This window comes from Stappia sp. BW2, from assembly GCF_008107695.1.
In the GTDB taxonomy this organism is placed as follows: domain Bacteria; phylum Pseudomonadota; class Alphaproteobacteria; order Rhizobiales; family Stappiaceae; genus Roseibium.
On record NZ_VIRG01000070.1, the window covers coordinates 1,786,712 to 1,811,860 of the forward strand.

27 protein-coding genes are annotated in these 25,149 nt (G+C 57.5%); 18 read left to right on the forward strand and 9 right to left on the reverse strand.

The features are described from left to right. Positions 1-175: 175 nt before the first annotated feature. From FMN63_RS27105 to FMN63_RS27125, 5 genes are all read left to right on the forward strand, one after another. Positions 176-634 (forward strand): BLUF domain-containing protein, encoded by a 459-nt coding sequence (locus tag FMN63_RS27105; RefSeq protein ID WP_148587165.1) that lies wholly within the window; start codon positions 176-178, stop codon positions 632-634. Positions 635-1,057: 423 nt separating this feature from the next. Continuing rightward, on the forward strand, positions 1,058-1,936 hold the full coding sequence (fdhD, locus tag FMN63_RS27110) for a formate dehydrogenase accessory sulfurtransferase FdhD (RefSeq protein ID WP_148587166.1): 879 nt from the start codon (positions 1,058-1,060) through the stop codon (positions 1,934-1,936). Continuing rightward, the gene (gene mobA / locus FMN63_RS27115; RefSeq protein WP_148587167.1) at positions 1,933-2,586 is read left to right on the forward strand and encodes a molybdenum cofactor guanylyltransferase MobA; all 654 of its coding nucleotides are present in this window, start codon (positions 1,933-1,935) and stop codon (positions 2,584-2,586) included. Before fdhD ends, mobA begins: the two co-directional genes overlap by 4 nt. Next, positions 2,583-3,104: a molybdopterin-guanine dinucleotide biosynthesis protein B gene (mobB, locus tag FMN63_RS27120; protein WP_148587168.1), complete on the forward strand. Its 522-nt coding sequence runs from the start codon at positions 2,583-2,585 to the stop codon at positions 3,102-3,104. Before mobA ends, mobB begins: the two co-directional genes overlap by 4 nt. Next, positions 3,101-4,378, forward strand: coding sequence for a molybdopterin molybdotransferase MoeA (locus tag FMN63_RS27125; RefSeq protein WP_148587169.1), 1,278 nt, complete (start codon positions 3,101-3,103; stop codon positions 4,376-4,378). Before mobB ends, FMN63_RS27125 begins: the two co-directional genes overlap by 4 nt. Positions 4,379-4,414: 36 nt before the next feature. On the opposite strand, the gene FMN63_RS27130 is transcribed toward FMN63_RS27125, so the two are convergent. Then, positions 4,415-5,410, reverse strand: a complete 996-nt coding sequence (locus FMN63_RS27130) for an MBL fold metallo-hydrolase (protein ID WP_148587170.1) — start codon at positions 5,408-5,410, stop codon at positions 4,415-4,417. 181 nt (positions 5,411-5,591) lie between these two features. Here FMN63_RS27130 and FMN63_RS27135 point away from each other — a divergent pair, with 181 nt between their 5' ends. Beyond that, on the forward strand, positions 5,592-6,575 hold the full coding sequence (locus FMN63_RS27135; RefSeq protein WP_148587171.1) for a LysR family transcriptional regulator: 984 nt from the start codon (positions 5,592-5,594) through the stop codon (positions 6,573-6,575). A gap of 36 nt (positions 6,576-6,611) precedes the next feature. Here the strand turns inward: FMN63_RS27135 and FMN63_RS27140 are convergent, their stop codons facing one another. Next, on the reverse strand, positions 6,612-7,253 hold the full coding sequence (locus FMN63_RS27140) for a glutathione S-transferase family protein (RefSeq protein WP_148587172.1): 642 nt from the start codon (positions 7,251-7,253) through the stop codon (positions 6,612-6,614). Positions 7,254-7,373: 120 nt separating this feature from the next. Between FMN63_RS27140 and FMN63_RS27145 the strand changes: the two genes are divergently transcribed. The 5 genes from FMN63_RS27145 to FMN63_RS27165 all read left to right on the forward strand — a co-directional run bounded on the left by FMN63_RS27145 (position 7,374) and on the right by FMN63_RS27165 (position 11,910). Beyond that, the gene (locus tag FMN63_RS27145; protein ID WP_148587173.1) at positions 7,374-7,853 is read left to right on the forward strand and encodes a hypothetical protein; all 480 of its coding nucleotides are present in this window, start codon (positions 7,374-7,376) and stop codon (positions 7,851-7,853) included. Positions 7,854-8,115: 262 nt separating this feature from the next. Beyond that, positions 8,116-8,892, forward strand: a complete 777-nt coding sequence (locus FMN63_RS27150) for an ABC transporter substrate-binding protein (protein WP_148587174.1) — start codon at positions 8,116-8,118, stop codon at positions 8,890-8,892. A 127-nt stretch (positions 8,893-9,019) separates the two neighbouring features. Then, positions 9,020-9,733, forward strand: coding sequence for an ABC transporter permease (locus FMN63_RS27155; protein ID WP_148587175.1), 714 nt, complete (start codon positions 9,020-9,022; stop codon positions 9,731-9,733). After that, positions 9,730-10,557: an ABC transporter permease gene (locus FMN63_RS27160; protein WP_148587176.1), complete on the forward strand. Its 828-nt coding sequence runs from the start codon at positions 9,730-9,732 to the stop codon at positions 10,555-10,557. The genes FMN63_RS27155 and FMN63_RS27160 overlap by 4 nt, the downstream gene beginning before the upstream one ends. Positions 10,558-10,743: 186 nt before the next feature. Further along, a complete protein-coding gene (locus FMN63_RS27165; protein ID WP_148587177.1) occupies positions 10,744-11,910 on the forward strand; it encodes a trans-sulfuration enzyme family protein in 1,167 nt (388 codons plus the stop codon). A 6-nt stretch (positions 11,911-11,916) separates the two neighbouring features. Here the strand turns inward: FMN63_RS27165 and FMN63_RS27170 are convergent, their stop codons facing one another. Then, the gene (locus tag FMN63_RS27170) at positions 11,917-12,807 is read right to left on the reverse strand and encodes a LysR substrate-binding domain-containing protein (RefSeq protein WP_148587178.1); all 891 of its coding nucleotides are present in this window, start codon (positions 12,805-12,807) and stop codon (positions 11,917-11,919) included. 100 nt (positions 12,808-12,907) lie between these two features. Between FMN63_RS27170 and FMN63_RS29455 the strand changes: the two genes are divergently transcribed. From FMN63_RS29455 to FMN63_RS27180, 3 genes are all read left to right on the forward strand, one after another. After that, a complete protein-coding gene (locus tag FMN63_RS29455) occupies positions 12,908-13,060 on the forward strand; it encodes a hypothetical protein (protein ID WP_153297112.1) in 153 nt (50 codons plus the stop codon). A gap of 98 nt (positions 13,061-13,158) precedes the next feature. Then, a complete protein-coding gene (locus FMN63_RS27175) occupies positions 13,159-14,040 on the forward strand; it encodes an NAD(P)-dependent oxidoreductase (RefSeq protein ID WP_148587179.1) in 882 nt (293 codons plus the stop codon). A 13-nt stretch (positions 14,041-14,053) separates the two neighbouring features. Then, positions 14,054-14,764, forward strand: a complete 711-nt coding sequence (locus tag FMN63_RS27180; protein WP_148587180.1) for a DNA alkylation repair protein — start codon at positions 14,054-14,056, stop codon at positions 14,762-14,764. A gap of 35 nt (positions 14,765-14,799) precedes the next feature. On the opposite strand, the gene FMN63_RS27185 is transcribed toward FMN63_RS27180, so the two are convergent. The 4 genes from FMN63_RS27185 to FMN63_RS27200 all read right to left on the reverse strand — a co-directional run bounded on the left by FMN63_RS27185 (position 14,800) and on the right by FMN63_RS27200 (position 19,897). Next, positions 14,800-15,300, reverse strand: coding sequence for a DUF302 domain-containing protein (locus FMN63_RS27185; protein ID WP_148587181.1), 501 nt, complete (start codon positions 15,298-15,300; stop codon positions 14,800-14,802). 99 nt (positions 15,301-15,399) lie between these two features. After that, a complete protein-coding gene (locus FMN63_RS27190) occupies positions 15,400-16,473 on the reverse strand; it encodes an FAD-binding oxidoreductase (RefSeq protein WP_148587182.1) in 1,074 nt (357 codons plus the stop codon). Between the two features lie 4 nt (positions 16,474-16,477). Next, positions 16,478-17,713: an aromatic ring-hydroxylating oxygenase subunit alpha gene (locus tag FMN63_RS27195; RefSeq protein ID WP_148587183.1), complete on the reverse strand. Its 1,236-nt coding sequence runs from the start codon at positions 17,711-17,713 to the stop codon at positions 16,478-16,480. Between the two features lie 147 nt (positions 17,714-17,860). Then, positions 17,861-19,897, reverse strand: coding sequence for an NADH:flavin oxidoreductase (locus tag FMN63_RS27200; protein ID WP_148587184.1), 2,037 nt, complete (start codon positions 19,895-19,897; stop codon positions 17,861-17,863). A gap of 169 nt (positions 19,898-20,066) precedes the next feature. Between FMN63_RS27200 and FMN63_RS27205 the strand changes: the two genes are divergently transcribed. The 3 genes from FMN63_RS27205 to FMN63_RS27215 all read left to right on the forward strand — a co-directional run bounded on the left by FMN63_RS27205 (position 20,067) and on the right by FMN63_RS27215 (position 22,122). Beyond that, positions 20,067-20,720, forward strand: coding sequence for a TetR/AcrR family transcriptional regulator (locus tag FMN63_RS27205; protein WP_148587185.1), 654 nt, complete (start codon positions 20,067-20,069; stop codon positions 20,718-20,720). Positions 20,721-20,774: 54 nt separating this feature from the next. After that, on the forward strand, positions 20,775-21,644 hold the full coding sequence (locus FMN63_RS27210; protein ID WP_148587186.1) for a helix-turn-helix domain-containing protein: 870 nt from the start codon (positions 20,775-20,777) through the stop codon (positions 21,642-21,644). Positions 21,645-21,711: 67 nt separating this feature from the next. Continuing rightward, positions 21,712-22,122 carry a VOC family protein gene (locus tag FMN63_RS27215; RefSeq protein WP_148587187.1) on the forward strand — a complete coding sequence of 137 codons (411 nt, stop codon included), beginning with the start codon at positions 21,712-21,714 and terminating at the stop codon, positions 22,120-22,122. Between the two features lie 45 nt (positions 22,123-22,167). On the opposite strand, the gene FMN63_RS27220 is transcribed toward FMN63_RS27215, so the two are convergent. Then, a complete protein-coding gene (locus FMN63_RS27220; protein ID WP_209001415.1) occupies positions 22,168-22,659 on the reverse strand; it encodes an Lrp/AsnC family transcriptional regulator in 492 nt (163 codons plus the stop codon). Between the two features lie 158 nt (positions 22,660-22,817). Continuing rightward, complete coding sequence (locus FMN63_RS27225; protein WP_148587189.1) at positions 22,818-23,462, reverse strand: uracil-DNA glycosylase family protein; 645 nt, start codon at positions 23,460-23,462, stop codon at positions 22,818-22,820. Positions 23,463-23,591: 129 nt separating this feature from the next. On the opposite strand from FMN63_RS27225, the gene FMN63_RS27230 reads away from it, so the two are divergent. Then, entirely contained in the window at positions 23,592-25,148 is a 1,557-nt protein-coding gene (locus FMN63_RS27230) for a sensor histidine kinase (RefSeq protein WP_148587190.1), read from the forward strand. Position 25,149: the final 1 nt, after the last annotated feature.

Genomic DNA, 25,149 nt, shown 5'->3' on the forward strand with positions numbered 1-25,149 from the left:
GTTGTTTTGCACAGTTTTCTTGTTCTGTTCACCAGGCAGCAAAGCACACATTTGCGGAGGACTTTGCAACCCACCGGTAACACCGTGTGATCTTCTTCCTATTTGATTCAAATTTTAAGCAAATGTGAGGAATTGAGGCGCAGGCTGGTTTCATCGGCAAAAGGATGGAAACGCCATGGAACTTTACCGCGCCTGCTACCGAAGCAAGATCAACTGGGGCAAGATGCACCTGGCCCTGCCGGACGAAATCGACAAAACGTTGCTGCGCATTCGCCGGATCAACCGAAAGGCCGGTGTAACCGGAGCGCTTCTGCTGGTCGATCAGCACATTATTCAGGTTCTGGAAGGCCGGACAGGTCCGGTGCTTGATACCGTCTATTGTGTGATGAACGATCCGCGTCTGGAAGCCATTGAGGGCATCATTCACGAACCGGCTGATTTCCGGTTGTTCCCGAATTCGCTGATGTTTTTCCGGGATCTGACCGATGGCCTTGCCGCTTCCGAGCACGATGTGCTGCGCCCCTTGCTTGACCATCCGGCTGATGTAACGCGGGAAGAAGCCTACAGGGCGTTCGGCCACTTCGCGCAGGAGCTTCAGGAAGGCCGCCTGACCAACGAGATGCTGATGATCTGAGGCGCTCCGGCCCAGCAAAGTGCTTCGGCTCATCACCGGTTCCGTAAAATACTGCCCGTGGCCGCAGAGCCATGGTCCTTTTGCCTACAGTCTTGATACGTCGCGCCCCTGCTCCGTTGGAGGCGCCACTTGTCAGGCTGGCGCTCCAGCCTTCAGCCGGCTTGCTTGCCGCCATTGACGGCTTTGCCTTCTTCATCAGCGAAGCCTCCAAAGTTCCAGCTGACAGGAACGACACGATCATTGCCCTCATGGCCCAACCTCAGGCGTCTGATAATCCGGTGCCTCTAGGGCACTTCGGGCGCTGCGTGCAGGTGGCGCCTTTCATGACACTTTCGCGAACCAAAACGGCAAAGTAACACCTTGCCCCCCGGCAATCGCGTCCCATAGTGTTGGGACAATCGAAGCAAGTGGAGTCGTTCGCCTGTGTCAGGCTCATATGTGTTGCAACCCGACCCGGAAGATCCGCGCCTTTCAACATCCGTTACCGGTATCGATCAGGACGGACAGCCGGTTGAAACGCGAGTTGTCACGGAAAAACCGCTGACGCTTTATCTGAATTCTCAGGAAGTGGTCACGATGATGACCATTGGCGATCATCCGGATCTTCTGGCCGTCGGTTATCTCAAGAACCAGAACATGCTTGCCGATGACGACGTCATCACCGGCATCGACCATGACGATGATCTGGACGTCGTCGTGGTTCGCACCGAGCGTGAGACCAACTTCGAGGAAAAGCTGAAAAAGAAGGTGCGCACATCCGGCTGCGCCCAGGGCACGGTCTTCGGCGATGTCATGGACGGGTTCGAGACCGTTCAACTGGCCAAGGACGCCCGCCTCAACACCTCCTGGCTCTATGCGCTCACGAAATCCATCAACACAACGCCTTCCCTCTATCTTGAGGCCGGGGCGATCCACGGCTGTGTTCTGTGTCAGAAAGACCGACCGCTGGTCTACATGGAAGACGTCGGCCGCCACAATGCAGTCGACAAGATCGCGGGCTGGATGGTCCTGAACGATATCCCCGCGCACGATAAAATCTTTTACACCACTGGCCGACTGACCTCCGAGATGGTCATCAAGACCGTCATGATGGGCATTCCGATCCTCGTCTCACGTTCGGGCTTTACCGCCTGGGGTGTAGAGCTTGCGCGCCAGGCCGGCCTGACCCTGATCGGGCGTGCCCGCGGCAAGCGGTTCGTGGCTCTGTCCGGTCACGATAGGATCGTGTTCGACATGTCGGCAGGCGATGTTGAAGACGAGCCTGAGACCGCCCGCAGAAAAGGGAGCATGCCGGCAGCATGACGAGACACGCAAAGCCGCTGGAAAGCAACAAAGTGCTCGGCTGTATCCTCGCCGGTGGACAGTCCCGCAGGATGGGTGGCGGCGACAAGAGCCTGATGGATCTGGGCGGCAAGTCCATGCTGGATCTGATCCTTGCCAGGCTGAAACCTCAACTGAACGACATCATCCTGAACGCCAATGGCGATCCGGACCGGTTTGCGCGCTTCAATCTGCCCGTTGCCGCCGACCCAGTCGGCGACTTTGCCGGACCTCTTGCCGGCGTTCTGGCCGGAATGACTTACGCACAAACCAAAAGGCCAGACGTCACTCACGTTATTTCCGTCGCCGGGGACACCCCCTTTTTTCCGACCAGCCTTGTCGCCCGCTTCTGCGCTGCCGTTCCAGGCGACAGACCGGTGATCGCGCTGGCCTCTTCTGCGGACAAGCTGCATCCGGTCTTCGGACTTTGGCCTGTCAGCCTGAAGGCGGATCTTGAAGACTGGCTGCGCTCCGGCAAGACCGGCAAGGTGCTTGCCTTTGTCGACTGTTACGACAGCGTCGAAGTCGCCTTCGACGCGGACCCTGTCAGCGGATTGGACCCCTTCTTCAATGCAAACAAACCTGACGATCTGGCGACCGTCAGGGACGCGCTGAGTTCCCCCCCCAGATGACCACCACACCCGTATTCGGCATTACCGGCTGGAAGAACTCCGGCAAGACCCAACTTGTAGCCAGTCTTGTGGCCGAGTTCACAGCTCGTGGGCTCAAGGTCTCCACCGTCAAGCACGCCCATCATGGTTTCGACGTCGACAAGCCCGGCACGGACAGTTTCCGGCACCGTGAGGCCGGCGCGGTGGAGGTTGCGCTTGTCTCCGGGCGCCGTTGGGCGTTGATGCATGAACTGAAACAGGAAGACGAACCGCCGCTGGAAGACGTTCTGGAGCGCCTTGCGCCTTGCGACCTGATCCTGATCGAAGGATACAAGAAGGAACCCCATCCGAAAATCGAGGCGCGCAGAACCGAAGCGAGTGAGCGGGGGCCGCTGACTGTCTCCGACCCAAACATTCTGGCCATCGCGACGGATCACGCTTTGCCGGATGAGGTCTTGCCGGTGTTTCATCTGGACGACATAGGCGCCATGGCGGATTTCATCGAAACCCATCTCGGTCTGAAGAGGTCGTCAGCATGACCGGCAAACCACTCCTGGACGACTGTTTCCTGCACGACAAGGACCGTTTGCGTCACGACGAGGCACTGTCCATCCTGAAAGAACGGCTGCAGAGCATAGCCAAGACCGAAACCGTACGCCTGGAAGATGCTGGCGAGCGCATCCTGGCCACTGCGGTGACAGCACCCCGCAACATACCGCTGGCAGACAATTCAGCCGTCGACGGCTATGCCTTCCGCAATTCCGATTTCGAGGAAGCCGGCGGTTTTTTCCGCCTGGAACAGAGGATCGCAGCCGGCCATGCCAGCAATGCCGACCTCGGCCCATGGGCGGCGGCCCGGATTTTCACTGGTGCGGTGATGCCACCAGGGGCTGACACCGTCGCCATGCAGGAAGATTGCGAACCCCACCAGCAGGACGGCCAGGACTTCGTGATCGTGCCGCAGGGGCTGAAGACGGGCGCGAACTGCCGCAAGGCGGGTGAGGATGTGGCAGAGGGAACAACGCTTCTGAGCCCGGGCCAACGGCTGCGCCCGCAAGATGTCGCGGCCATTGCTTCCACCGGACTGGCTGACGTCTCCGTTTACCGGAAATTGAGGGTTGCCCTTGTGTCAACAGGCGACGAGCTGCGCCGGCCTGGCGATCTCATCACCCTTGGCGATGTTTATGATTCCAATCACTTTCTCCTGCGTGGCCTGTGCGCGACGCTGCCCGTGGAGATTGATGACCTAGGCATTTTGAAAGACGATGCAGACACGCTTGAAGAAACTCTGGCGAAAGCTGCAGCCAGCCATGACGTGATCCTGACCACAGGCGGAGCAAGCCGCGGTGAGGAAGATCACATGCTCGCGGTTCTGGACAAGATCGGCACCCGCCACATGTGGCAGCTTGCGATCAAACCGGGCCGGCCGATGATGTTTGGGAATATCGGATCGTGCGTCGTCCTCGGATTGCCCGGCAACCCGGTCGCTGCAATGGTCTGTTTTCTGCTATACGCGCGGCCGGTCTTCAGCCTCCTTGGCGGAGGTGCGTTTCTGGAACCTCAGGCCTTTGAGGTTCCGGCGGCGTTTGACGTTCCCAAGAAAAAGCCGGACCGACGCGAATTCTACCGCGCCTTCCTGCAGCCGCGCCCCGACGGGTCAATGGCCGCGCATAAATTCCAGCGCGACGGATCCGGTCTGATCACGGGCCTGCGCGAAGCGGACGGTCTTGTCGAGATCCCCGAAGACGTCACCTCGATCCGGAAGGGAGACATGGTCTCGTTCCTGCCCTTCTCCGGCTTCGGATTGCGCTGACCCGGCGCTTTCTCCGGGTCAGCAAGGCCAATTTCCTCAGTAGGCGTAAGGCCAGCTGGCAGCCACAAAGCGATACCCCTCACCGTCCTTGGCAACGCGGCCCATGCCCGGAAAGGGAATGTGAGCGCCTGCAAAGAACAGCTTGTCGGCCGAGGCTTGATCCAGGAACTTCTTGCGCGTCGAGACGGCCTGCGCCGGATCGATGTCAAACCCGATGCCCCAGTCCGGCCGGCTGAACTGATAGGCGGCCATATGAACGATGTCAGCCGCGATCACGAGGGTTTCACCGTTGCTGTCAAACAGGTAGCCGGTGTGCCCCGGGGTATGGCCCGGCAGAGGCATCGGGCGGATGCCGGGCAGGACTTCCTTGTCACCGGAAATCAGTGTTTGACTACCCTTGTAGGCGTCGGCAGCCCTGCGCGCACCCACGAAGAACGGTTTGAATTGTTCGGGAGCGCTGTTCATGGCGGCATCATCGAACCAGAAGGCGTTATCGACTTCCGGCAAGATCAATTCCGCATTCTTGAACACCTTGTTGCCGTCACCATCGACAACACCAAAAAGGTGATCCGGATGCATATGGGTAATCAGGATTGCGTCGACCTGATCAGGCGTTACACCTGCTGCAGCCAGGGCATCAGGCAAGCGCCCCATTGTCGGACCGAGAGCATCCGAAGTGCCGGAATCTACAAGAATCAACCGGTCACCGGCGTTGACGAGGTAGGCGTTGACGGGAATGCGAAGCGCCTCGCCTTCGATCATTGCGGTGTCCCTGAGGCGCTGGCCTTCTTCGGCTTCATAGCCGATAACCAGTTCCGGCGTCACATCAAGGTACCCATCGAGCAAGGCGGTGATTTCGAGGTCGCCAACCTTGTAGCGAAGCGCACCGGCCATGGGTTTGCCCGCCTTGGCAGCGGCGGCTTGTGCGGGTGAAGAAACGAATGAAACTCCGCCGGCAGCAGCAAGCGCCCCTGCCCCGGCTGCCGCACCGAGCAGCGTTCGTCTGGAAACTGAAATCTGAGAACTGGTCATATGGGGCCTCCCGGCTCGACCTGATGGAAAACGATCACGCTCGAACCTTTGGGATCGGTTCGGCAGCCTTAAAGGTGTTTCATTCGCTTCAATTTTGAAGCGCCTAATATCTTATATTACTCATAATCCGTGCTTATGTATGAGAGTGCTCAGGTTTTCTCTCAAAAGACACGAGGCCGATTTGGACAAGCTTTCCTCTCTTTCCGGCTTCGTGCAGGCCGTCAATCTCGGCAGTTTTTCAGCGGCCGCGAAATACCTTGGCATTTCCCAACCCGCTGTCAGCCAGCAAGTCCGCGCACTTGAAGACGACCTCGGCATCAGACTGCTCAACCGGACAACGCGACAACTCAGCCTGACCGAGGCTGGCGAACGCTACTACGCCTATGCGCGGGATATTCTGGAACGTCTCGCCGAGGCCGACCGGTCGGTGCAGAGCGAGGAAGCGCAAATGTCCGGCCCGCTGGCCGTGGGGCTACCGCTCGGGTTTACCGAAACGGTGCTTTCGGACTTCCTGATCCGCTTCAAGCTCGATCACCCTGGCATCTTGCTGGATGTGTCGCTGTCAGACCAGTTTGTGGATGTGATTCAACAACGCCTCGATGTGGCGATCCGCATGGGTGACATCGAAGACGACCGCCTTATCGTTCGACGGCTCGGGCTGGCGCAGCGGTGCCTGGTCGCATCGCCGGACTATCTCGACAGGCGTGGCCGCCCCACGCATCCCAAGGAACTGCCGGACCACGACTATCTTCTCTACAAGAACATCATGACCGGCAACCGTGTTCCTTTCATCAGTCCGGTTGGCGAACAGCTCTCGATCACGATCACACCGACGATGCAGATCAACAACTCCTCCACCCTGCGCCGGGCAGCGCTTGCTGGTCTCGGCATCGCGATTGCCAACCGGTGGCTTATCGAGCCTCTCCTGCGCACAGGTGAGTTGGAGGTCGTGCTGCCACAATGGCAATATCCACCCCACCCTGTGCATGCGGTCTATCCTTCCAACCGGTTCATTCCGCTGAAGGTCCGCCGTTTTGTCGACAGCCTGTTCAGCTTCTTCGAAGAGGAAGGTGCTTTCCTGCACACTGATCTCCGCGCGCCGAAAGGCCTCGGAGGACAGCGGCCTGAAGACACTGCCGAGACCGGAAGCGCGGTGGTGCGATAGCAAACGGCCCGGCTGTGTTTGCCGGGCCGTCATGCCTCACTCGGTATCGACTACCCAGGTTTCCTTGAGCGCGTCCTCTTCCCAAGCCTTCCAGGCCGGTGTTGCCGTCATAGCCTCACTGTATTTGCGGACCACAGGATCGCTGGAAAGCTGGTAAGTTTCGAACCTGCTGACGACAGGCGCATACATGGCGTCGGCAATCGTGAAGTCGCCGAACAGGAACGGACCGCCAGACGCTTCCAGACATTCTTTCCAGATGGTCACGATCCGCGCGACATCGTTTTTCACAGCTTCACTGACAGTCTTCGGCGCCGCAGGGCGCTGCATGTTCATCGAGCATTCGCCGCGAAGACCCGAAAAACCGGAATGCATCTCCGCAGAGATAGAGCGGGCCCAGGCGCGCTCTGCCTTGTTCTGCGGCCACAGGCCCTTGTCCGGAAAGCTGTCGGCCAGATACTCCAGGATCGCAAGACTGTCCCAGACCGTCAGATTGCCATCCTTGAGCACGGGAACTTTTCCTGTCGGCGAGAATGATGCGAATTCCGGATTGCCATTTTCAAAATCAAAAGGAACCAGTGTTTCCCGAAACGGAATGTCCTTGTGCTTGAGAGCAATCCACGGCCTTAACGACCAGGAAGAATAGTTCTTGTTTCCAATGAAGAGTTCATAATCCGACATATCAACGCCCTTTTCCGATACCCGGCAGAAATCTCCATGCGCCGCCGGGTAAACTTTTCCTAAGAGCATCGGCTTCAGGCTTCAAATTCAATAAGTTCATGAAATTCATCAGGGTTTGGAATGTCCCTTTCCGGCACACTTATTGCTTGTATTTATGGAGATAGCCGCTACCAGAATGAGGACCCGATGTCGTCTGCCCTTCCGCCCGTCCCCGCCGCGTTACCGCAAACCACCCGAACGCAACAAAAGCAACCGAGCGAGACAGAAAACCGCTTCCTGCAGTTCCGGACTTTTCTGGCCGAACAATATCAGGACTGGAGGGAACTTCCCGAAGAGCAAAGAATTCGGCACGAGTACCTGGAAGAACACGGATTGACCGAACTCAGCCTGGACAATCTGTCCCCCAGAAACCGGGCTATCCACGAAGAGAAGATTGCCGAATTGACCAAGCAGCCGATTGTATCGCCAACACCTTATCGAGGTGCAAAGGCGGGTGATGTGCTGTCCCGTCCTGTCATAACCCTGCAGTCCGTTCTCGAGGTCCATGACGCCTCTCAGGAAGCTGAAGCCGCCGACGCGACAGCCGACTCGAAAGCCTGATGCGTACCCTGTGCCAGGCATTCGAACCCGTTGCGCGCCTTCTGAAGCCGCGACGACGGCCTGGCGCACCCGCCAAGTTTCCACAACGGCCCGCCTCTTCCCCAACGATACGCCGAAAAAACTGAGAATACGGCCAAATCGCGCTCTGTTTTTTTCGCCTGTCTGCTTGAAATTTGGCCCGAAGTGTATGGAATAGTGCGTTCGGGCAAGAAGGTGGGAAGAACCCGCTTGCGCCGCGAAGATAATTTTAGGGGAACAAAATATGCGTGTTTTGCGTATGGCTGCTGCAGCAGTAGCAGTATTGGCGGCCGTGAGTGGCGCCGAGGCGAAAGACTGGACGAAGGTGCGTATCGGCACCGAGGGCGCTTATCCTCCATTCAACTCCCTGACTGCAGATGGCCAGCTGGTTGGCTTCGACGTCGATATTGCCAAGGCACTCTGCGAAGAAATGAAAGTCGAATGCGAATTCGTCACTCAGGATTGGGACGGCATGATCCCGGCTCTGCAGGCAGGCAAATTCGACGCCGTCATCGCCTCCATGTCGATCACCGACGAGCGTAAGCAAAAGGTCGACTTCACCAACAAATATTACAACACTCCGCCGGCAATTGCCGTGCCGAAGGATTCCACTCTGACCGGTACGTCGGACGAAGACCTCAAGGGTGTAACGCTTGGTGCACAGTCCTCCACCACCCATTCCAACTATGCGGAAGAAAAACTGCCGTCCGCGGACCTGAAACTTTATCCGACGCCGGATGAGTACAAGCTCGATGTTGCCAGCGGCCGCATTGACGCAGTGATCGACGACGTTGTGGTCCTGTCCGATTGGCTGGCCACCGAAGACGGCGCTTGCTGCAAGCTGCTTGGCACCCTGACGCCGGACCCGGTGATCAACGGCGAAGGCGCCGGCATCGCAATCCGCAAGGATGATGGCGAGTTGAAGGAAATGTTCAACAAGGCCATCGAAGGCATCCTGGCGAACGGCAAGTACAAGGAAATCAACGACAAGTACTTCACGTTCGACGTTTACGGCGGCTGATTAGCCTTCTGTTGACGGAAAATCGGTGCGGCGCTGAGCGTGCCGCACCGCCTGCAGGGAAAAATCCCGCAGTAAGGCCGTAGGGGCGGCCGGAATAACAACAACAAACAGAAAGAAGCGCCGGCTTATGGACAAAGCTTTGACGCTACTCTCCTTCGGACCCGAGGGCTGGGGAGACGAGATTGCCTGGGGCGTGGTCGTGACCGTTTGCCTGGCGATCGTAACCTTGCCGTTCGGATTGTTTCTGGGATTTCTGATTGCACTTGCAAAAAAGTCATCGGAACCCAGCCTGCGATTGGCGGCCAACCTCTACACGACCCTTTTCCGCGGCTTGCCGGAACTGCTGACATTGTTCCTGGTCTATTTCGGCCTTCAGATCGCGGTGCAGGCCTTGCTGAAGATGGCCGGCTTCGACTTTTATTTCGAAGTCAATTCCTTCGTGGCCGGTGTCATCGCCCTCTCCTTTGTCTTTTCGTCCTACGCCTCCGAGGCCTTTCTCTCCGCCTTTCGCGGCATCCCGGAAGGACAATACGAAGGTGGATATGCGCTAGGTCTTTCCAGGGGCAAAACGCTTCGCCTGGTGGTTCTACCGCAGTTGATCCGCCTTGCTCTGCCAGCACTGGGAAATAGCTGGCTCGTTCTGCTCAAGGACACGTCCCTTGTTTCCGTGGTTGGTTTGTCGGACGTGATGCGACAGTCCGGGATCGCGGCGCGCATAACCAAGGAACCCTTCATGTTCTTTGGTGTCGCCTGCCTGATCTACCTTGTGCTGGCGATGATTTCGTCTACCGGGCTGGTGCGCATTGAGCGCTGGAGCAAACGGGGAGAAGCGACGCGATGATCTCCGCAAACCCGACCACCGGCATGAGCCGCCCGCCAGCACCCGCTCGCCGCTGGACCAAGACAAGAATACTCGGCCATGTCCTGATGGCCCTCTGGATCGTTTCGGGCGCCTGGCTGCTCTACTATCTGGCGATAAACATCGCCAGCCCGTTCGTACTGAAATATTGGCCAGAGTATCTCAGCGGTTTTTTTGTCACCCTTCAAATCGTCGGCCTGTCCCTGCTGATTGGCGCCCTGTTGAGCATCCCTATCGCGGCCGCCAGAGCTTCGAAATGGTGGTTCATATCAAAGCCCGCGTATTGCTTCGTCTACTTCTTCCGCGGCACACCGCTTCTGGCGCAGACCTTCCTTGTCTACTATGGCGCGGGAACCTTCCAGCCGCAGCTGGAAGCAATTGGCCTATGGGGCATGTTCAGGGAAGCCTGGTTCTGCGTGATCTTCGCATTTTCATTGAACACCTCTGCATACCAGGCCGAGATCCTGCGCGGCGCCATTCAAAATGTGTCGAAAGGTCAATGGGAGGGGGCCGCCGCCCTGGGCCTCAGCAAGAAGATTACCTTCTACAAGATCATCCTGCCTCAGGCCCTGATTGTTGCCCTTCGTCCTTATGGCAATGAGATCATCCTCATGCTGAAGGGCTCTGCCATTGCGGCTATCGTGACGGTGTTTGACCTCTTTGGAGAAACGAGACGGGCTTACTCGAGATCATATGATTTCCAGGCCTATATCTGGGCAGCGGTTATCTACCTCTTTCTGGTGGAGATGCTGCGCCGACTTTGGGACAAGATCGAAGCGCGTCTGACGCGGCACCTGATCCGCTGAGCTTGAACGACATACTCATCGCACACGGACCGAGCGTTTTGAGCTCGGCCCGTTTGCGAGGCGGCAACCTCCCGGCTTAACGCGGCGTTTCAGACCTGCATCTGCAGTTTCAAACCACTTGTTTTCATTTGATTATTCTACCAGAGCGCGATAACCCGGAAAGGCACCCAATCACGGAGCCCTCCCATGCCGAAAACACCCTCTATCGCCCATGGCCTTCACTTTGACAGCCTGCTTGCCCATGGCGGCGGCGGTTTTGATGCGGCAACGGGTGCCGTCGTGCCGCCGCTCCAGACGGCGACAACTTTCGTGCGGGACGAAACCTATGAGCTGGTCAATCCGGGTCATATCTACAGCCGTGACGACAATGCCCTTTACAAGAAGACCGAAAAACTGATTGCCGCGCTTGAAGGCGGCGAGGATAGCCGCCTGTTCGCCTCCGGCATGGCTGCTGTTGCCGCCGTCGCCCGCATCGTCAAGCCGGGCGGTACGCTCCTTGTACAGTCCGGCATCTATTGGGGCACCACCCTGTTCCTGCGCAAACTGTGCGCACGGAACAAGATCGCGCTGGTGGAATCCGATGCCAGTGATCTTCAGGCCTTTCAAGACGAAATGGCCGTGACACGCCCGGACCTAGTCTGGCTGGAAGTGCCCAGCAACCCGTTCCTGAAAGTCGCCGACATCAAGAGCATTGCCAGCCAGTGTAAAGAGGTTGACGCCCTGCTTGCAGTCGATGCAACAGCGGCGACCCCGCTTATTCTCAAGCCCTTGTCGCTTGGCGCCGATCTCGTGATGCATTCGGCAACCAAGGCCCTTAACGGCCATTCCGATCTGCTGGGTGGTGTAGTGACAACCAATGATGCCGGCAGCGAGGCCTGGGCCTTTCTCACCGAGGAACGCAAACTGGCAGGCGCCGTTCTCGGGTCCTTCGAAACGTGGCTCTTGCTGCGGGGCATGAGAACGCTTGGATTGCGCGTTGAGCGGATGAACCAGACTGCGCAGGCCTTTGCGGAGCATTTCGAAAAGCACCCGAAGGTGGAAGCCGTGCTTTATCCCGGCGTCGAAAGCCACCCTCACCACGAGCTTGCAAAGAGCCAGATGACAGGCGGCTTCGGCTCACTGATGTCCATTCTGGTCAAGGGGGACAAGACGGAAGCATTGAAGGTCACAGGGGCGCTCGCCCTGTTCCAGCGCGCGACATCCCTTGGAGGCACCGAAAGCCTTGTCGAACATCGCTACACCATCGAAGGCGAAGGCTCCGGTATTCCGGAAAACCTGCTGCGCCTGTCCATCGGCATCGAGCATTGCCACGATCTGATTGCAGACATGGAACAGGCTCTCGCTGCGACCTGACGGGCTTTAATCGGTAAGCTGCTCGGCCCGCATGCTGCGCAGCCAGCTCATGAAGGCCTTGAGCGGCGGACGTTTGACGCCCGGGCGGGTCACCAGATGGTACCCGGTTCCGGGATAAACGCCGTCTTCGAACAAGACCCTGAGGTTGCCCGCCTCGATCTCCGGTTCGACAAAGGTCTTGGCGGTGGCCGAAATGCCGTCGCCGCGCCGCAACCCTTCCAGCACCATGTAGCCCGGCAAGTGCGTGATGTTCAGCTTGCCCTTGGGAACGACACCCTGGCGCTCCAGCCAGATGGTCAGTTCATTGGTGCCATATTCCTGAAGCCACGGAAATTCCAGAAGATCTTCGGGGCTTTCGATCTTCTTGTCGCCGATCAGGCAATTCGCCCCGATAATCGCAAAATTCGTCGGGATGAACAGTTCCGACTCAAAGCCCGTCCAGTTGCCCCTGCCGAAGCGAATGGCAAGATCAACACCACCGGGTTTGAGTTCCACCACTTCAGCCGTCGGATTGAGCATCAGTTCAACGTCCGGATTCTTGTGCCTGAAGTCGCTAATTCTCGGCATGAGCCAGCTTACGGCGAAGGATGGCGTCATGGTGATATTGAGCGGTCGAACCAGATCTTCCCGTGTCAATTCATCGACGGTCGCGTGGATGATTTCGAAGCCTTCGCTCACGCCTTCGAACAGTTGCCTGCCTTCGGGCGTCAGCGCAATTCCCCTGCCCTCGCGGACGATCAGTTTCAATCCCAGAAACTGCTCCAGAGCCTTGACCTGCTGACTGACGGCAGCGTGCGTGACGTTCAACTCTCGCCCCGCAGCTGACAGGCTGCAGGTCTCGGCAACGGCAGTAAAGGTTCTCAGACTGTTGAGGGATGGAAGCGAGCGCCAGTCCATATGTAACTTTTCCTTACATTTCAAAAATCTTCCTGACTGGCATGAATCGCCAGTACCGGTCACATTATTCTCACACAACGCAGCGAGAGGATGTAAGAACATGTTAGGTATTTACGCACATAGCTTCCTGGAAGCAACCCGCTTCACCAGCAACACCCGTCCCGATCCGCGCACCCAGCAGCACCTGGATGCAAAGTCGAACAAGCGGGAACGCCATTTCCGTCTCTGGCAGCGCGGTCCTTACTGGATCTAAGCTGACAGCAGGCGGCAAATAGCCTAAAACCATGATGAACCAATTCAGTCAAAAGGCCCGGCTCGTACCGGGCCTTCGCATGCGAAGGGAGCGTCGTCATGGCAAAGGTTGCATTCATCGGTCTGGGCGTCATGGGATATCCGATGGCGGGACACCTGAAAACCAAGGGCGGCCATGACGTCACGGTCTACAACCGGACCACCGCAAAGGCCGAGAAATGGGCCTCGGAATTTGGCGGAAACTTTGCCAAAACGCCAAAGGAAGCGGCCGAAGGCTGCGATTTCGTATTTGCCTGCGTCGGTAATGACGATGATCTACGCTCCGTCACGACCGGTGCGGACGGTGCCTTTCATGGATTGAAGAAAGGCGCAATCTTCATCGACAACACCACCGCTTCCGCTGAAGTTGCCCGCGAGCTCTATGCCGCAGCAGGGGAAAAGGGCTGCGGGTTCATCGACGCTCCGGTTTCCGGCGGACAGGCGGGCGCTGAAAACGGTGCTCTGACCGTGATGTGCGGTGGTGACCAGGATGCTTTCGACAAGGCCAAGCCGTTCATAGAATGTTTCGCCAAGTTCGCCGGTCTGATGGGCGAAAGCGGCGCAGGGCAACTGACCAAGATGGTCAACCAGATCTGCATCGCCGGATTGGTACAGGGCCTTTCCGAAGCCATTCACTTCGCCAAGAAAGCTGATCTCGACGTTGCCAAGGTTATCTCCGCGATCAAGGGCGGCGCTGCCCAGTCCTGGCAGATGGAAAACCGTTGGGAGACCATGAATGAGGGCAAGTTCGACTATGGCTTTGCGGTCGACTGGATGCGCAAGGATCTGGGTATCTGCCTGAAGACTGCCAATGAAACCGGTGCCCGTCTGCCTGTCACGGCGCTCGTCGACCAGTTCTATGCCGAGGTTCAGGCCATGGGCGGCAAGCGCTGGGATACCTCCAGCCTGATTGCCCGTCTGGAAAACGCCGACAAGTCATAAACGGGCGCGACCCATGCCCCGCTCCCCGGACAACACCTTCACGCTCGAAAGCGTCTTGAACGATCTGCGCGAAGCGGGAACAGAAACGAACCGTGCCGGAATGGCGCGGTTCGGCATCGCAACCGACAAGGCCTTTGGTGTGCCGCTCTCGGTGCTTCGCCCTCTGGCCCGGTCGATTGGCCCCTGCCCGGACCTAGCGCGAGAGCTTTGGGCCAGCGGCTTTCACGAGGCTCGCCTGCTTGCCATCCTCCTGACGCCGCCCAAACACCTGGCAACAGAGCTTGCCCTTGAGTGGCTGAACGACATCGGCTCCTGGGATCTTTGCGATCAGCTCACAAACGTCCTCGCCCGCCGGGCCGGGTCAAACGAACTCGTTCCCGCACTGGCCGCCGACGAACGGGAATTTGTCCGCCGTGCTGCCTTTGCGTTGATTGCCTGGCGCGCCGTTCACGCAAAGACTTCACCCGACAGCGAATTTCTGGGCTACCTGCCCCTGATCCGAGCAGCAGCCACCGACGAGAGAAATTTTGTCTGGAAAGCGGTGCACTGGTCCCTTCGCCAGATCGGCAAGCGCTCGTTGCCCTTGCACGGCTCAGCTCTCGAACTTGCGAAGGATTTGGCATCTTCCGAAAACCGGACGGCACGCAAGGTCGGCAACGCAGCCGAGCGCGAGCTTTCATCCGAAAAGGTTCTGATCCGACTGAACAAGGTTCAGGACGTCTAGCCAGTTGCCGCCGGCGACGTCCTTCACCGCATTCTCTACTGACCAGTCGCTTCCTTTGCGATGGCATCCAGCAAGGCATTCACTTCCTTGATGGCAGCCTGCGAGGCTTCCGAGCCTGTCTCGCCCAGGTGACGGTATCCGACGGTTACCGTACCGGGTTGATCCGGGGTCTCGAAAACGAACACCGAATAGGGACAATAGGCGATGTTGGCAGCATTGGCTTCCATCACCTTGCGGGACAGATTTGCCGAGCAGAACAGCATGGACTCGGCCTTGACGAAGATCTGCTTTTTGCCGCCGACATCTTCCGAAGTTCGATCCAGCATGTCGCCGATGTGTGAGACATAATCGATGACCAGGCCGTGGTTGACGATGGCATTTTCAAGATCGAAACGCACGTCGTCAAAGGCTGCCGAAACCTGATAGGCGGTAACACCCTCCGGCATGGACTGGGCACTGGCGGCCATCGTGCCGAAAGCTGCGATACCGGCAAAGGCGATTGCCACCTGAAGTGGCTTCCTGAAATGATCAAACATGCGACGTCCTCCCGAATATGAAGAGCAGAATACTCTGCTCTTCGTGCCCGCGCCATTGATACATCGCAATTTTTGAATATTTCCTCGACTACCACTGCGTCAGATGTCGACCTCGACGGTTCCGATCGGATTTGAGCAGCACGCCAGAATGTAACCGGCCTCGATATCCTCTTCGCTGATGCCACCGGAGTGGACCATATGAACATCCCCGGAAAGCTTCTTCACCTTGCAGGTGCCGCAGACACCGAACGTGCAACCTGAGGGGATATTGAGCCCGGCATCCTTGGCAACCGCCAGCACCGTATCGGTTTCCGAACACCAGGTAGACACCTTGGAGTTGGCGAAAACGATCTGGGCCTTAACGTCGTCCTGAGGCACGACGTCATCAAACTCGGTGAGTTCCTCCTTGGTTTCTGCCGGTGCCTGGAAACTCTCCTGGAAATAGTTTTCCATGTTGAAGCCGAGCGAATTCAGGATTTCGCGCACGGATTCCATGAAGCTTTCCGGGCCGCAGCAATAGACCTCGCGTTCCAGATAGTCGTTGCACATCAGGCCCAGCATCAACTGGTTGAAGTGTCCGCGGTATCCGGTCCAGACATCATAGGGATCGCTGTCGGAGACGACGAAATGCAGTTGAAGGCCGTTGACGCGGCTTGCCATATATTCAAGCCGCTTGCGGAAAATCAGATCGACGGGCCGATTTGCACACTGGATAAAACAGACATCCGGGTCCTCGCCGCGCTCGAACAACGTCGTCGCCATGGACATCATGGGCGTGACACCGGTACCGGCGGAGATGAACAGATACTTGCTGTCCGGATTGCGCGGCAGATGGAACAGGCCAGCTGGACCATAAGCCTTGATGCGTATACCGGGCTTGAGGTTTTCCAGCATCCACTTCGTGCCGATACTGTCCTTCTGAGCCTTTACCGTCACCGATATGTAGGCGTTGCTTACAGGCGAAGAGGAAATCGTATAGGTCCGCTGGATGTTTCCGCCAGGCACCGGCAGGTCAAGCGTGATGAACTGACCAGCCCGATAGAGGAAGGTTGCACCCGAAGGCGGACGGAAGGTGAAAGTCTTCACCCCTGGCGTTTCCGGCAAAACGTTGACGCATTCCAGAACTTCAGTGTCGGACCAGACTGGCGTATCGCGTCCGGGCATCGGGATCATGGGTCTACTCCGCTGCGATACGGAAACGACCCATCAGGCCGTTTTCCAGAGTTCGGGCATACCAGTCGACGAACTGGATGACGCCGCTTTCCTGTACCGGAGAATACGGCCCCGGTTCATAGGCCGGCGATTTGATGCCAATCTGGTTTTCTTCAACGATCTGACGGTCCTCGTCGTTTGTGTGCATCCACACTTCACTCAGACGCTTGAGGTCGTAGTCGACGCCTTCCTGAGCATCCTTGTGCACCAGCCAGGTGGTTGTCACTTCGGATTCCATGGGGCTTATCGGCAGAACACGAAACGTCAGCACCTGATCGGACAGGAAGTGGTTCCAGGTGTTCGGGTAGTGGAAGAACAGGCAGGTGCCGGCATTGTCGAACGGTACAGATCCGACCCTCCTGGAAACAGCAGCCTTGCCGTCCATGGTATAGCTGACCGCATCGCCAAGGAACGGAATGCGCACGAAACGCCACTGTTCGGACGGCGAGATCATGTATCTGGACGGGAGCCCCGCACTTTCGCAGCGTTCAACATGGGCCTTGCCAACGCTCGACGTGGTGGAATCGTCACTCCCGACGAGGTTGGGATCTTCCGGGAACGTCCGGCAAAGCGAAGGGTGCGATCCGGAGCAGTGATAGCACTCGCGGTTGTTTTCCAGCACGAGCTTCCAGTTGCCCTGCTCGACGATGGTCGACTGATGGGCAATCTTGAGGTTGGAAAGGTCGTGCGGGCCGAGATAGCGTTCCGCCTGCTTTTCAAATTCCGCGATATCCGGAGCAACCGCCGCGAGACAGATAAACACCATTCCGGAGACATTGATGCAATGCACGGTTTTCAGGCCGTGGTCTTCCGGCTTGAAGTCCGGCCCCATCTCGCGCGCCCAAAGCAATTTGCCGTCGAGTTCATAGGTCCACTGGTGGTAGGGGCAGACCAGCTTGGGAGCCGATCCCTTGGCGGCCGCACAGATGCGGCTGCCCCGGTGACGGCAGGAATTGTGGAAGGCGCGAATGACACCATCGGCACCACGCACGATGATGACGGAATAATCGCCGATCTGAAGCGTGACGTAGTTGCCGGATTTCGGCAATTCGGCCGATGGAATGGCGAAAATCCACTCCTTCTGCCAGATATTCTTCAGGTCCGCCTGGTAGACATCGGCATCGGTGTAAAAGGCCTGGGGCAAAGAATACCCGGAACGGCGGCTCATCAATAGTGACAGAATTTCTGCATCGCTGAACATTGTGAACATCCCTTACGGCCGAGTCTCCCGGCCCTTCTTTGCCCGGCAGGTTAGGCTCACACCCCCATGCCGCCATAGCGCAAAAGCGTCATTTGCTTATCCGTGTAAGACGCTGCCCAAAATTTACGCGTGCAGTGCAGCATCCCATCAAATGTCCTTGACCAAACGTAACGCATCGTAGATCGCCGCGTGAGTGTTTCGTGCGGCGACCGCATCCCCAATGCGATAGAGCGCGAAAGAGCCTTCCGGGTTGGCATCAAGCGGTTGTGGGCGGCCGAAAATCAAGGCGTCCTGCTGGACGGCACCAAGGTTTTTCGACAGCGGCTTCAGCTCGAAATAGAGTTCGTCCATCGGTATCGTTCCGTGATTGACAACGATCTGGTCGAATTCCCGTTCTTCGGTGTGGCTTGAATAGTCCGTGCCGACAACAGCGGTGATCATGTTCCCGGAGCGTTTTGCCGCTTTCAGACGGTAGGTCACGGTGAAGCGGACGTCCTTGTCCTGCAGAGACCGCATATATGGCACGAGGTTCATGGCCATCACATCGGGTGCGAAGGATCTGTCCGGCGTCATGATCTCCACATGTGCACCCGACTTTGCAATGACCTCGGCTGCCTGAAGTGCAGGGTGATCGCCAGCATCGTCGTAGACGAGAACGCGTTTGCCAGGCTTGACGTCGCCGGCGATGATATCCCACGAGGAGACAACAAGATCATTGCCTTCGCTCAGGACGTCCGTGTGCGGCAAGCCACCAGTAGCGATGACTACAACATCCGGATTTTCTTCCTTGATATCATCTGCTTCAGCAAAAGTGTTGAAGCGGAACTTCACATCCTTTGCCAGGCACTGATCCATGCGCCAGTCGATAATCGAGATCATTTCACGCCGGCGCTCGGACTGCGCGGTCAACCGGATCTGACCACCGGCGTGGGGAGCTGCCTCCAACACGGTTACATCGTGCCCCCGCTCACTCGCGACGCGCGCAGCTTCCATGCCAGCCGGTCCTGCCCCAACGACAACCACCTTCTTTTTTGTCTCCGCAGGCGGGATCTCATGAGGCATGGTCAGTTCCCGGCCAGTTGCCGGGTTATGAATGCACAGCGCATCACCTGCCTGATAGATCCGGTCGAGGCAGTAGGTAGCGCCCACACAGGGGCGAATATCCCCTTCCCGCTTCTCGGCAATTTTCCTGACGACCATCGGGTCGGCCATATGAGCCCGTGTCATGCCAACCATATCCAACAGGCCTTCAGCGATGGCATGTCGGGCCGTTGCAACATCGGGGATCTTGGACGCATGGAAGGTCGGCATGCCGATTTCCTTCTTGATGCGGCCGGCGAAATCCAGGTGCGGAGCATTGCGCATCCCCTGAACCGGAATCACGTCGGTCAATCCCGCATCGGTCTCGATATGTCCGCGAATGACATTCAGGAAATCGATATGTCCGGTTGCCTTCAGCCGCCGGGCAATTTCCAGCCCTTCGTCCTCTGTGATCCCGCCTTCCAGAGTTTCGTCCGCCGTAAAACGGATGCCCAGGATAAAGTCGTCACCAACCCTTTTCCGAATGGCCTCGATCACCTCGAGTGAAAGACGCATACGGTTCTCGAGAGACCCTCCATAGGGGCCATCCAGCGTGTTCGTGATCGGCGACCAGAACTGGTCCAGCAGGTGGCCGTAAGCCTCCAGTTCGATTCCGTCCATCCCACCTGCCTTCATACGCTCCGCGGCATCGGCGAAGTCGGAGATGATGCGGGTGATGTCCCAGTCTTCCACCTGCTTGGGAAAGGCCCGGTGCGCCGGTTCGCGTTGATGGCTGGAGGAAACCGCAGGCAACCAGTCCCCCTTGTTCCAGTGCGTACGCCGGCCAAGATGGGTCAGCTGGATCATCACGGCACAATCGTGCTCGTGACAGGCGTCCGTCATCTTCTTGATCCACGGCACCACCTCGTCCTTGTAGGCAAGGATGTTATTGAAGACAGGAGGAGAGTTACGCGCCACCGCCGCGGAACCTGCCGTCATGGTGAGCGCGACACCGGCCTTTGCCCGGACCTCGTGATAGGCCCTATAGCGATCCTTGGGCATGCCATCTTCGGGATAGGCAGGCTCATGCGATGTGATCATGATCCGGTTTTTCAGCGTCAAATGCTTCAGCTGATAGGGCTGCAACAACGGATCTTTCGACATCTCTTCCCTCTCCAGGCGCGCCATCGCATCGCGAATTCACTCAGGTTTGCCAAGACTAAATCCCGCTGAACGCTTTTGAAAAGACACGAAAGCGACATATGTGTCGGTTTTGTCGACGTTGGTGTCAATTTTGATTGTTGAACGCCTTGAGCTTTGTTATCGCAAGCTGATGAGCGACCTATTGATCGAAAAAACATCCGGCTGGCGAGGCACACGCGAGGTCTGGATCGAAGCTGCCTACCAGGCGCTGATCGAACATGGCATCGATGCCGTCAAGGTGATGCCTCTTGCGGACAGGCTCGGCCTTTCTCGCACCAGTTTCTATGGTCATTTCTCAGACCGGAACGACCTGCTCGACGCCTTGATCACCCTGTGGCAAACGAAAAACACCGGCAATCTGGTGAAGCGGACCGAGGACTATGCGGAGACCATTACCGAAGCGATCCTGAACCTCTTCGATTTGTGGCTGTTGCCGGAGTTGTTCGATTCTCGACTGGAATTTGCCATGCGCAACTGGGCACATGCGGACACCAGCCTTACACCCATGCTGGAAGAGGCTGACCGGGTACGCATCGAGGCGTTTACGGCAATGTTCGAACGTTTCGGCTATGAACACGCGTCTGCTGATGTCAGAGCCAACACCATGTATCTGACGCAGATCGGTTACATCTCCATCGTCAAGGACCGACCGAGCGAACCGCTGGGCCCCAGGCTGCAGCGCATGCCCTATTATATCGAGATCTTTACCGGAAAGCCCGCATCCGACGCCGAATTTGCGAGGTTTCAGTCACGCCATCAGCTGCCATCCACCCAATCTGATTGATTATGGGTGACCGCGGCAGAAGTTGATCCTATCCTGACCTTACCAGGAAGGATCATGACAACCTCGCAATCGCCGGCACCAGTACCGCCTTCGTCATCGGCTCCATCCGGCATTGATGCCGGGTTCTGGCGCCGTGTCGCACCACCGGACCTGCGCAGCCTTTTTACCGACATCATCGGTTATGAAGAACGGCAGCTGAAGACGAACAGGCAGGTTGAAGCCGCATCGCTGACCATTCCGCTTATCCTGAGTTTCGGCGATCCCTTCGAAATCGCTCTTGGCCAGGTTCCAACCGCAGAAAATGGGCTTCCCAGTTTCCTCGCCGGGCTCAGCTGTGCGCCGGTCTATATTCAGTCCAACGGCCGTGCCAGATGCCTGCAGATCAATTTTACACCTATCGGTGCGCGCCATTTTTTCCGGTTTCCCATGGACCTGCTGACGGACCAGATGCTGCCGTTTGCCGATGTTGCCGAAGCTGATCTTGCCGTGTTTGTCCGGCAGATCGAAGACATGACAAGCTGGGCGGAGCGGCTCGACCATGCCCTTGCCTCCGTTGCCAGACGTTTGCGTCAGAACCCTGTCCAGACAACACCCGCCGACCACGTTCTGCGCCGGCTTGTCGAGACCGGTGGGCAAGTTTCGGTTCGCACATTGGCGGTTGAAATAGGCTGGAGCCGCAAACACCTGGCCCAAAAATTCCGAAAGGACATTGGCCTTCGGCCCAAGACTGTCGCGCGGGTCATTCGGTTCGGTCAGGTACTGAAACATCTGAAAAGCGGTGGTGACATCCATTGGGCCGGTGTGGCTGTCGACTGCGGCTACGCGGATCAGGCGCATCTCATTCGGGATTTTTCCGAATTCTCCGGCAGGTCACCCGCAGCCTGGCACGCGTCGGTCCTGAATGGCTCTGCCAGCGCCTGGTAGGTAACAAACCTTCAATCCAGCCAGATTGCGACGCGCTATCACCTCCTTTCATCAAAGGAGGTACGACATGTCTCACGAAGCAAGCAGAGTTTACCCCGTTTTCCGATTTGGAAATGCGAATGCGATGATCACCTGGCTTGGCAAATCATTCGGGTTCGTCGAACACGAAGTGTTCAGAGACGACCAAGGCGTGGTCGTTCATGCAGAACTGGCGTTCGGATCGGCCATGATCATGATCGGTCAGGCCCGGGACGATGCTTTTGCAAAGGCCATCGGCCATCCGAGCGGCCCGTGCGGCAAGGCTATCTATCTGGCCGTAGAGGATGCCGACGCGCTCTTCAGCCGTGCCAGTGCAGCGGGAGCAACGATCCTGGAAGGCCTGACGGAGCGGGACTACGGCAGCCGGGAGTTCACCTGCCAGGATCCCGAAGGAAATATCTGGAGCATCGGCACCTATTGGCCAAAGACAGATACCTGAACCGGCAGAGTTCACTGGTTGGAATGGATACCGTTGCCCGCCAGATCACTTGTCCCGGTCGGGCTTAGGTTTTTCCGGCGCCACATAGCTGAGTGGCAGGGCCGTGGTGTTCTTGATCTGCTCCATTGCGAAGGTCGTCGACACATCGGAAATGTCGATCCTGGCGATCAGTTTCTTGTAAAACGCGTCATAGGCCTCAATGTCCGGGACGGCGACACGCAACAGATAGTCCACCTGCCCGGCCATCCGGTAGAATTCGACCACTTCCGGAAACTCTCGAATGACATCGGCAAATTTCTTCAGCCAGTCTTCGGAATGCTGGCTGGTGGTGATAGCGACAAAGGCTGTCACCTTCGCGTTGACCTTTGCCGGATCCAGCAATGCAACGCGGCCGGTGATGACCCCGTCTTCTTCCATCTTCTGGATGCGCCGCCAGCAAGGTGTGGTCGACAGGCCCACTCTGCGGCCAATTTCGGCCACGGGCACGGTGCAGTCTTCCTGAAGAATGGACAGGATGCGACGGTCGATACGATCAATCATGATTACAAGATCCGGCCTGGAACGACAGACATTCCCGACCGCGCTGACCGCACTATGTTGGGAAATCATTTTCGTTGAAGATAAAAACCCGTAACTGAGTTTCAATGAAAATGTCAATTCTCACTGAAATGAGAATTATTTTCGAATTTTGGCATTTATGCCGTCTCTGTGAGGCGCTGCACCTCTTCCCTTAGAACCGGCAACAGATCTGTTTCAAACCAGGGATTTTTCCGAAGCCACGCATTGTTGCGCCACGATGGGTGCGGAAGCGGCAAAACGGCTGGTTTACCGGCTTCCCGTTTGTCGAAATGCTGGCGCCAGTTCGACACTGTCTCCGTCAGGGATTTCTGCCGGTTGGGGCCCAAATGATAGGCCTGGGCGTATTGACCGATGACCAGTACCAGTTCGATTTGCGGCATGGCGGCGAACAAACGGTCATGCCAGGCCTTGCGGCATTCCGGGCGCGGCGGAAGATCTCCGCCTTTGGAGTCCAGTCCCGGGAAGCAGAACCCCATCGGCACGATCGCCAATTTACCGGCGTCGTAGAAAATTTCCTCATCAATGCCCATCCAGTTCCGCAACCGGTCACCCGATGGATCGGTAAACGGCCTGCCGCTCTGGTGAACCCGTGTTCCAGGGGCTTGTCCGCACACGCAAAGCCTTGCCGTTCCAGACACTTGCAGCACGGGTCTGGGCTCATGCGGCAAGGTGGACTTTTCCGGTTTCTCAACACAGATCCGACACGCGCGCACGTCAGCAGCAAGTGTCTCGAGCGTTTCTGAATTCGTCTTTTCTGACAATGAGTTGCACCTTGGCACAGCCGGTTAACACTTCTCTTACCACGATCTTGAGGACGATCTTAAGGAATGGTGAGTCAGGTTGAATAAACACGCGGTAGCGCGATAACCAAATCAAAACTTGGGCGGCAAATGGGCTCCGTTGCATCAGATACCGGCGACGAAAAAGTCACCATCAACGAACAGCGCGCCAAGCGCCGTCGGGAGATGGCGCGGTCGGTCAATGATGTGCGCACACGACTCGGTGCGCCCGACAACAGGTACACGACTTTCGATCTCGAACGCCAACATCTGTTTGCCGACACGCGCATCAACGCAGCCTATGCGGTGCCGCTGCTGGCGTTGATCGTTGCGGCCATATCCGTGCTGTGGATCAATCCCCTCTTCATCGGCGCCTGGTTCGCGGTCACGCTTTGCACCCACTTCATGATGGTGATCACAAGCCATTCCTATGAGAAGGCACAGCCCGACCAGAAGGCCCGGATCTATTGGCGGCGCAGGTTCGCCTTTGGCGATTTCATTTATGGCTGCAGCTGGGCCAGCTTTTTTCTGCTGCCGCAGACAAGCGAATCCGCAGACGGGTTTGTCATCTTTCATTTCGCGACACTGCTGATCGTCGTTGCCATGAATACGATGCAGTCGGCAACTTTGCCGAAGTGCCTGCTGGCCAGCACCTTGCCCATGACCCTGGTCGTCACTGTCAGCTTTCTGCAGCAGGTAAACCCGATCCATTACACGCTCGCCGCCATGGCGATCGGGGCGCAAGGCTTTTTCCTGATCCTGGGAAACCAGCTTCTGAAAAATGCAAATACGATGTTGGAATACCGTGCCGACAAGGACCACCTGATCGTCGAACTGGAAGCGGCGAACGCGATGTCGGACGAAGCCCGCCGCCGCGCGGAAGCGGCAAACCTTGCCAAGTCCCGTTTTCTGGCCACGATGAGCCATGAACTGCGGACGCCGCTTAATGCCATCCTCGGGTTTTCCGAAATCATGAAGGATGAAGTGCTCGGCAAGATGCACAACAAGAACTACCAGTCCTACGCCGAGGACATTCACGGCTCCGGACAGCATCTGCTCAACCTGATCAACGAAATTCTGGACCTGTCTCGCATCGAGGCCGGGCGGCACGAATTGCACGAGGAACCGATCTTTCTGGACGACATTGTCGAGGAATGCGGGACCATGATGAAGGTTCGGGCAAACGTAAAGAGCATCTCGCTGCACCACACGCACGAGCCGGACCTGCCGCGCGTGTGGGCCGACGAACGTGCCCTGCGTCAGGTCGTGCTCAATCTGATGTCCAACGCCGTGAAATTCACACCGGTGAATGGCGACGTCTGGATCAAGGTCGGTCCGACCTCAGACGGTGGCCAATATGTTTCGGTCAAGGACTCAGGCCCTGGCATTCCAGAAGATGAAATTCCAACCGTTCTGGAAGCCTTTGGCCAGGGGTCCCATGCCATCAAGTCGGCGGAACCGGGAACGGGTCTCGGCCTGTCCATCGTGCAGGCTCTTGTCAACATGCATGACGGCAAGTTCTCGCTAACGTCCAAACCGGGCGAAGGCACAGAAGTGATCGTGACCCTGCCAAGGGCGCGGATCATGAACTATTCGCCGGATGTCATCTGGGTGGATCCGAACGACAAGGACAGCGGTTATCCCTCGGGCAAAGCACGGTCTGCCTGAA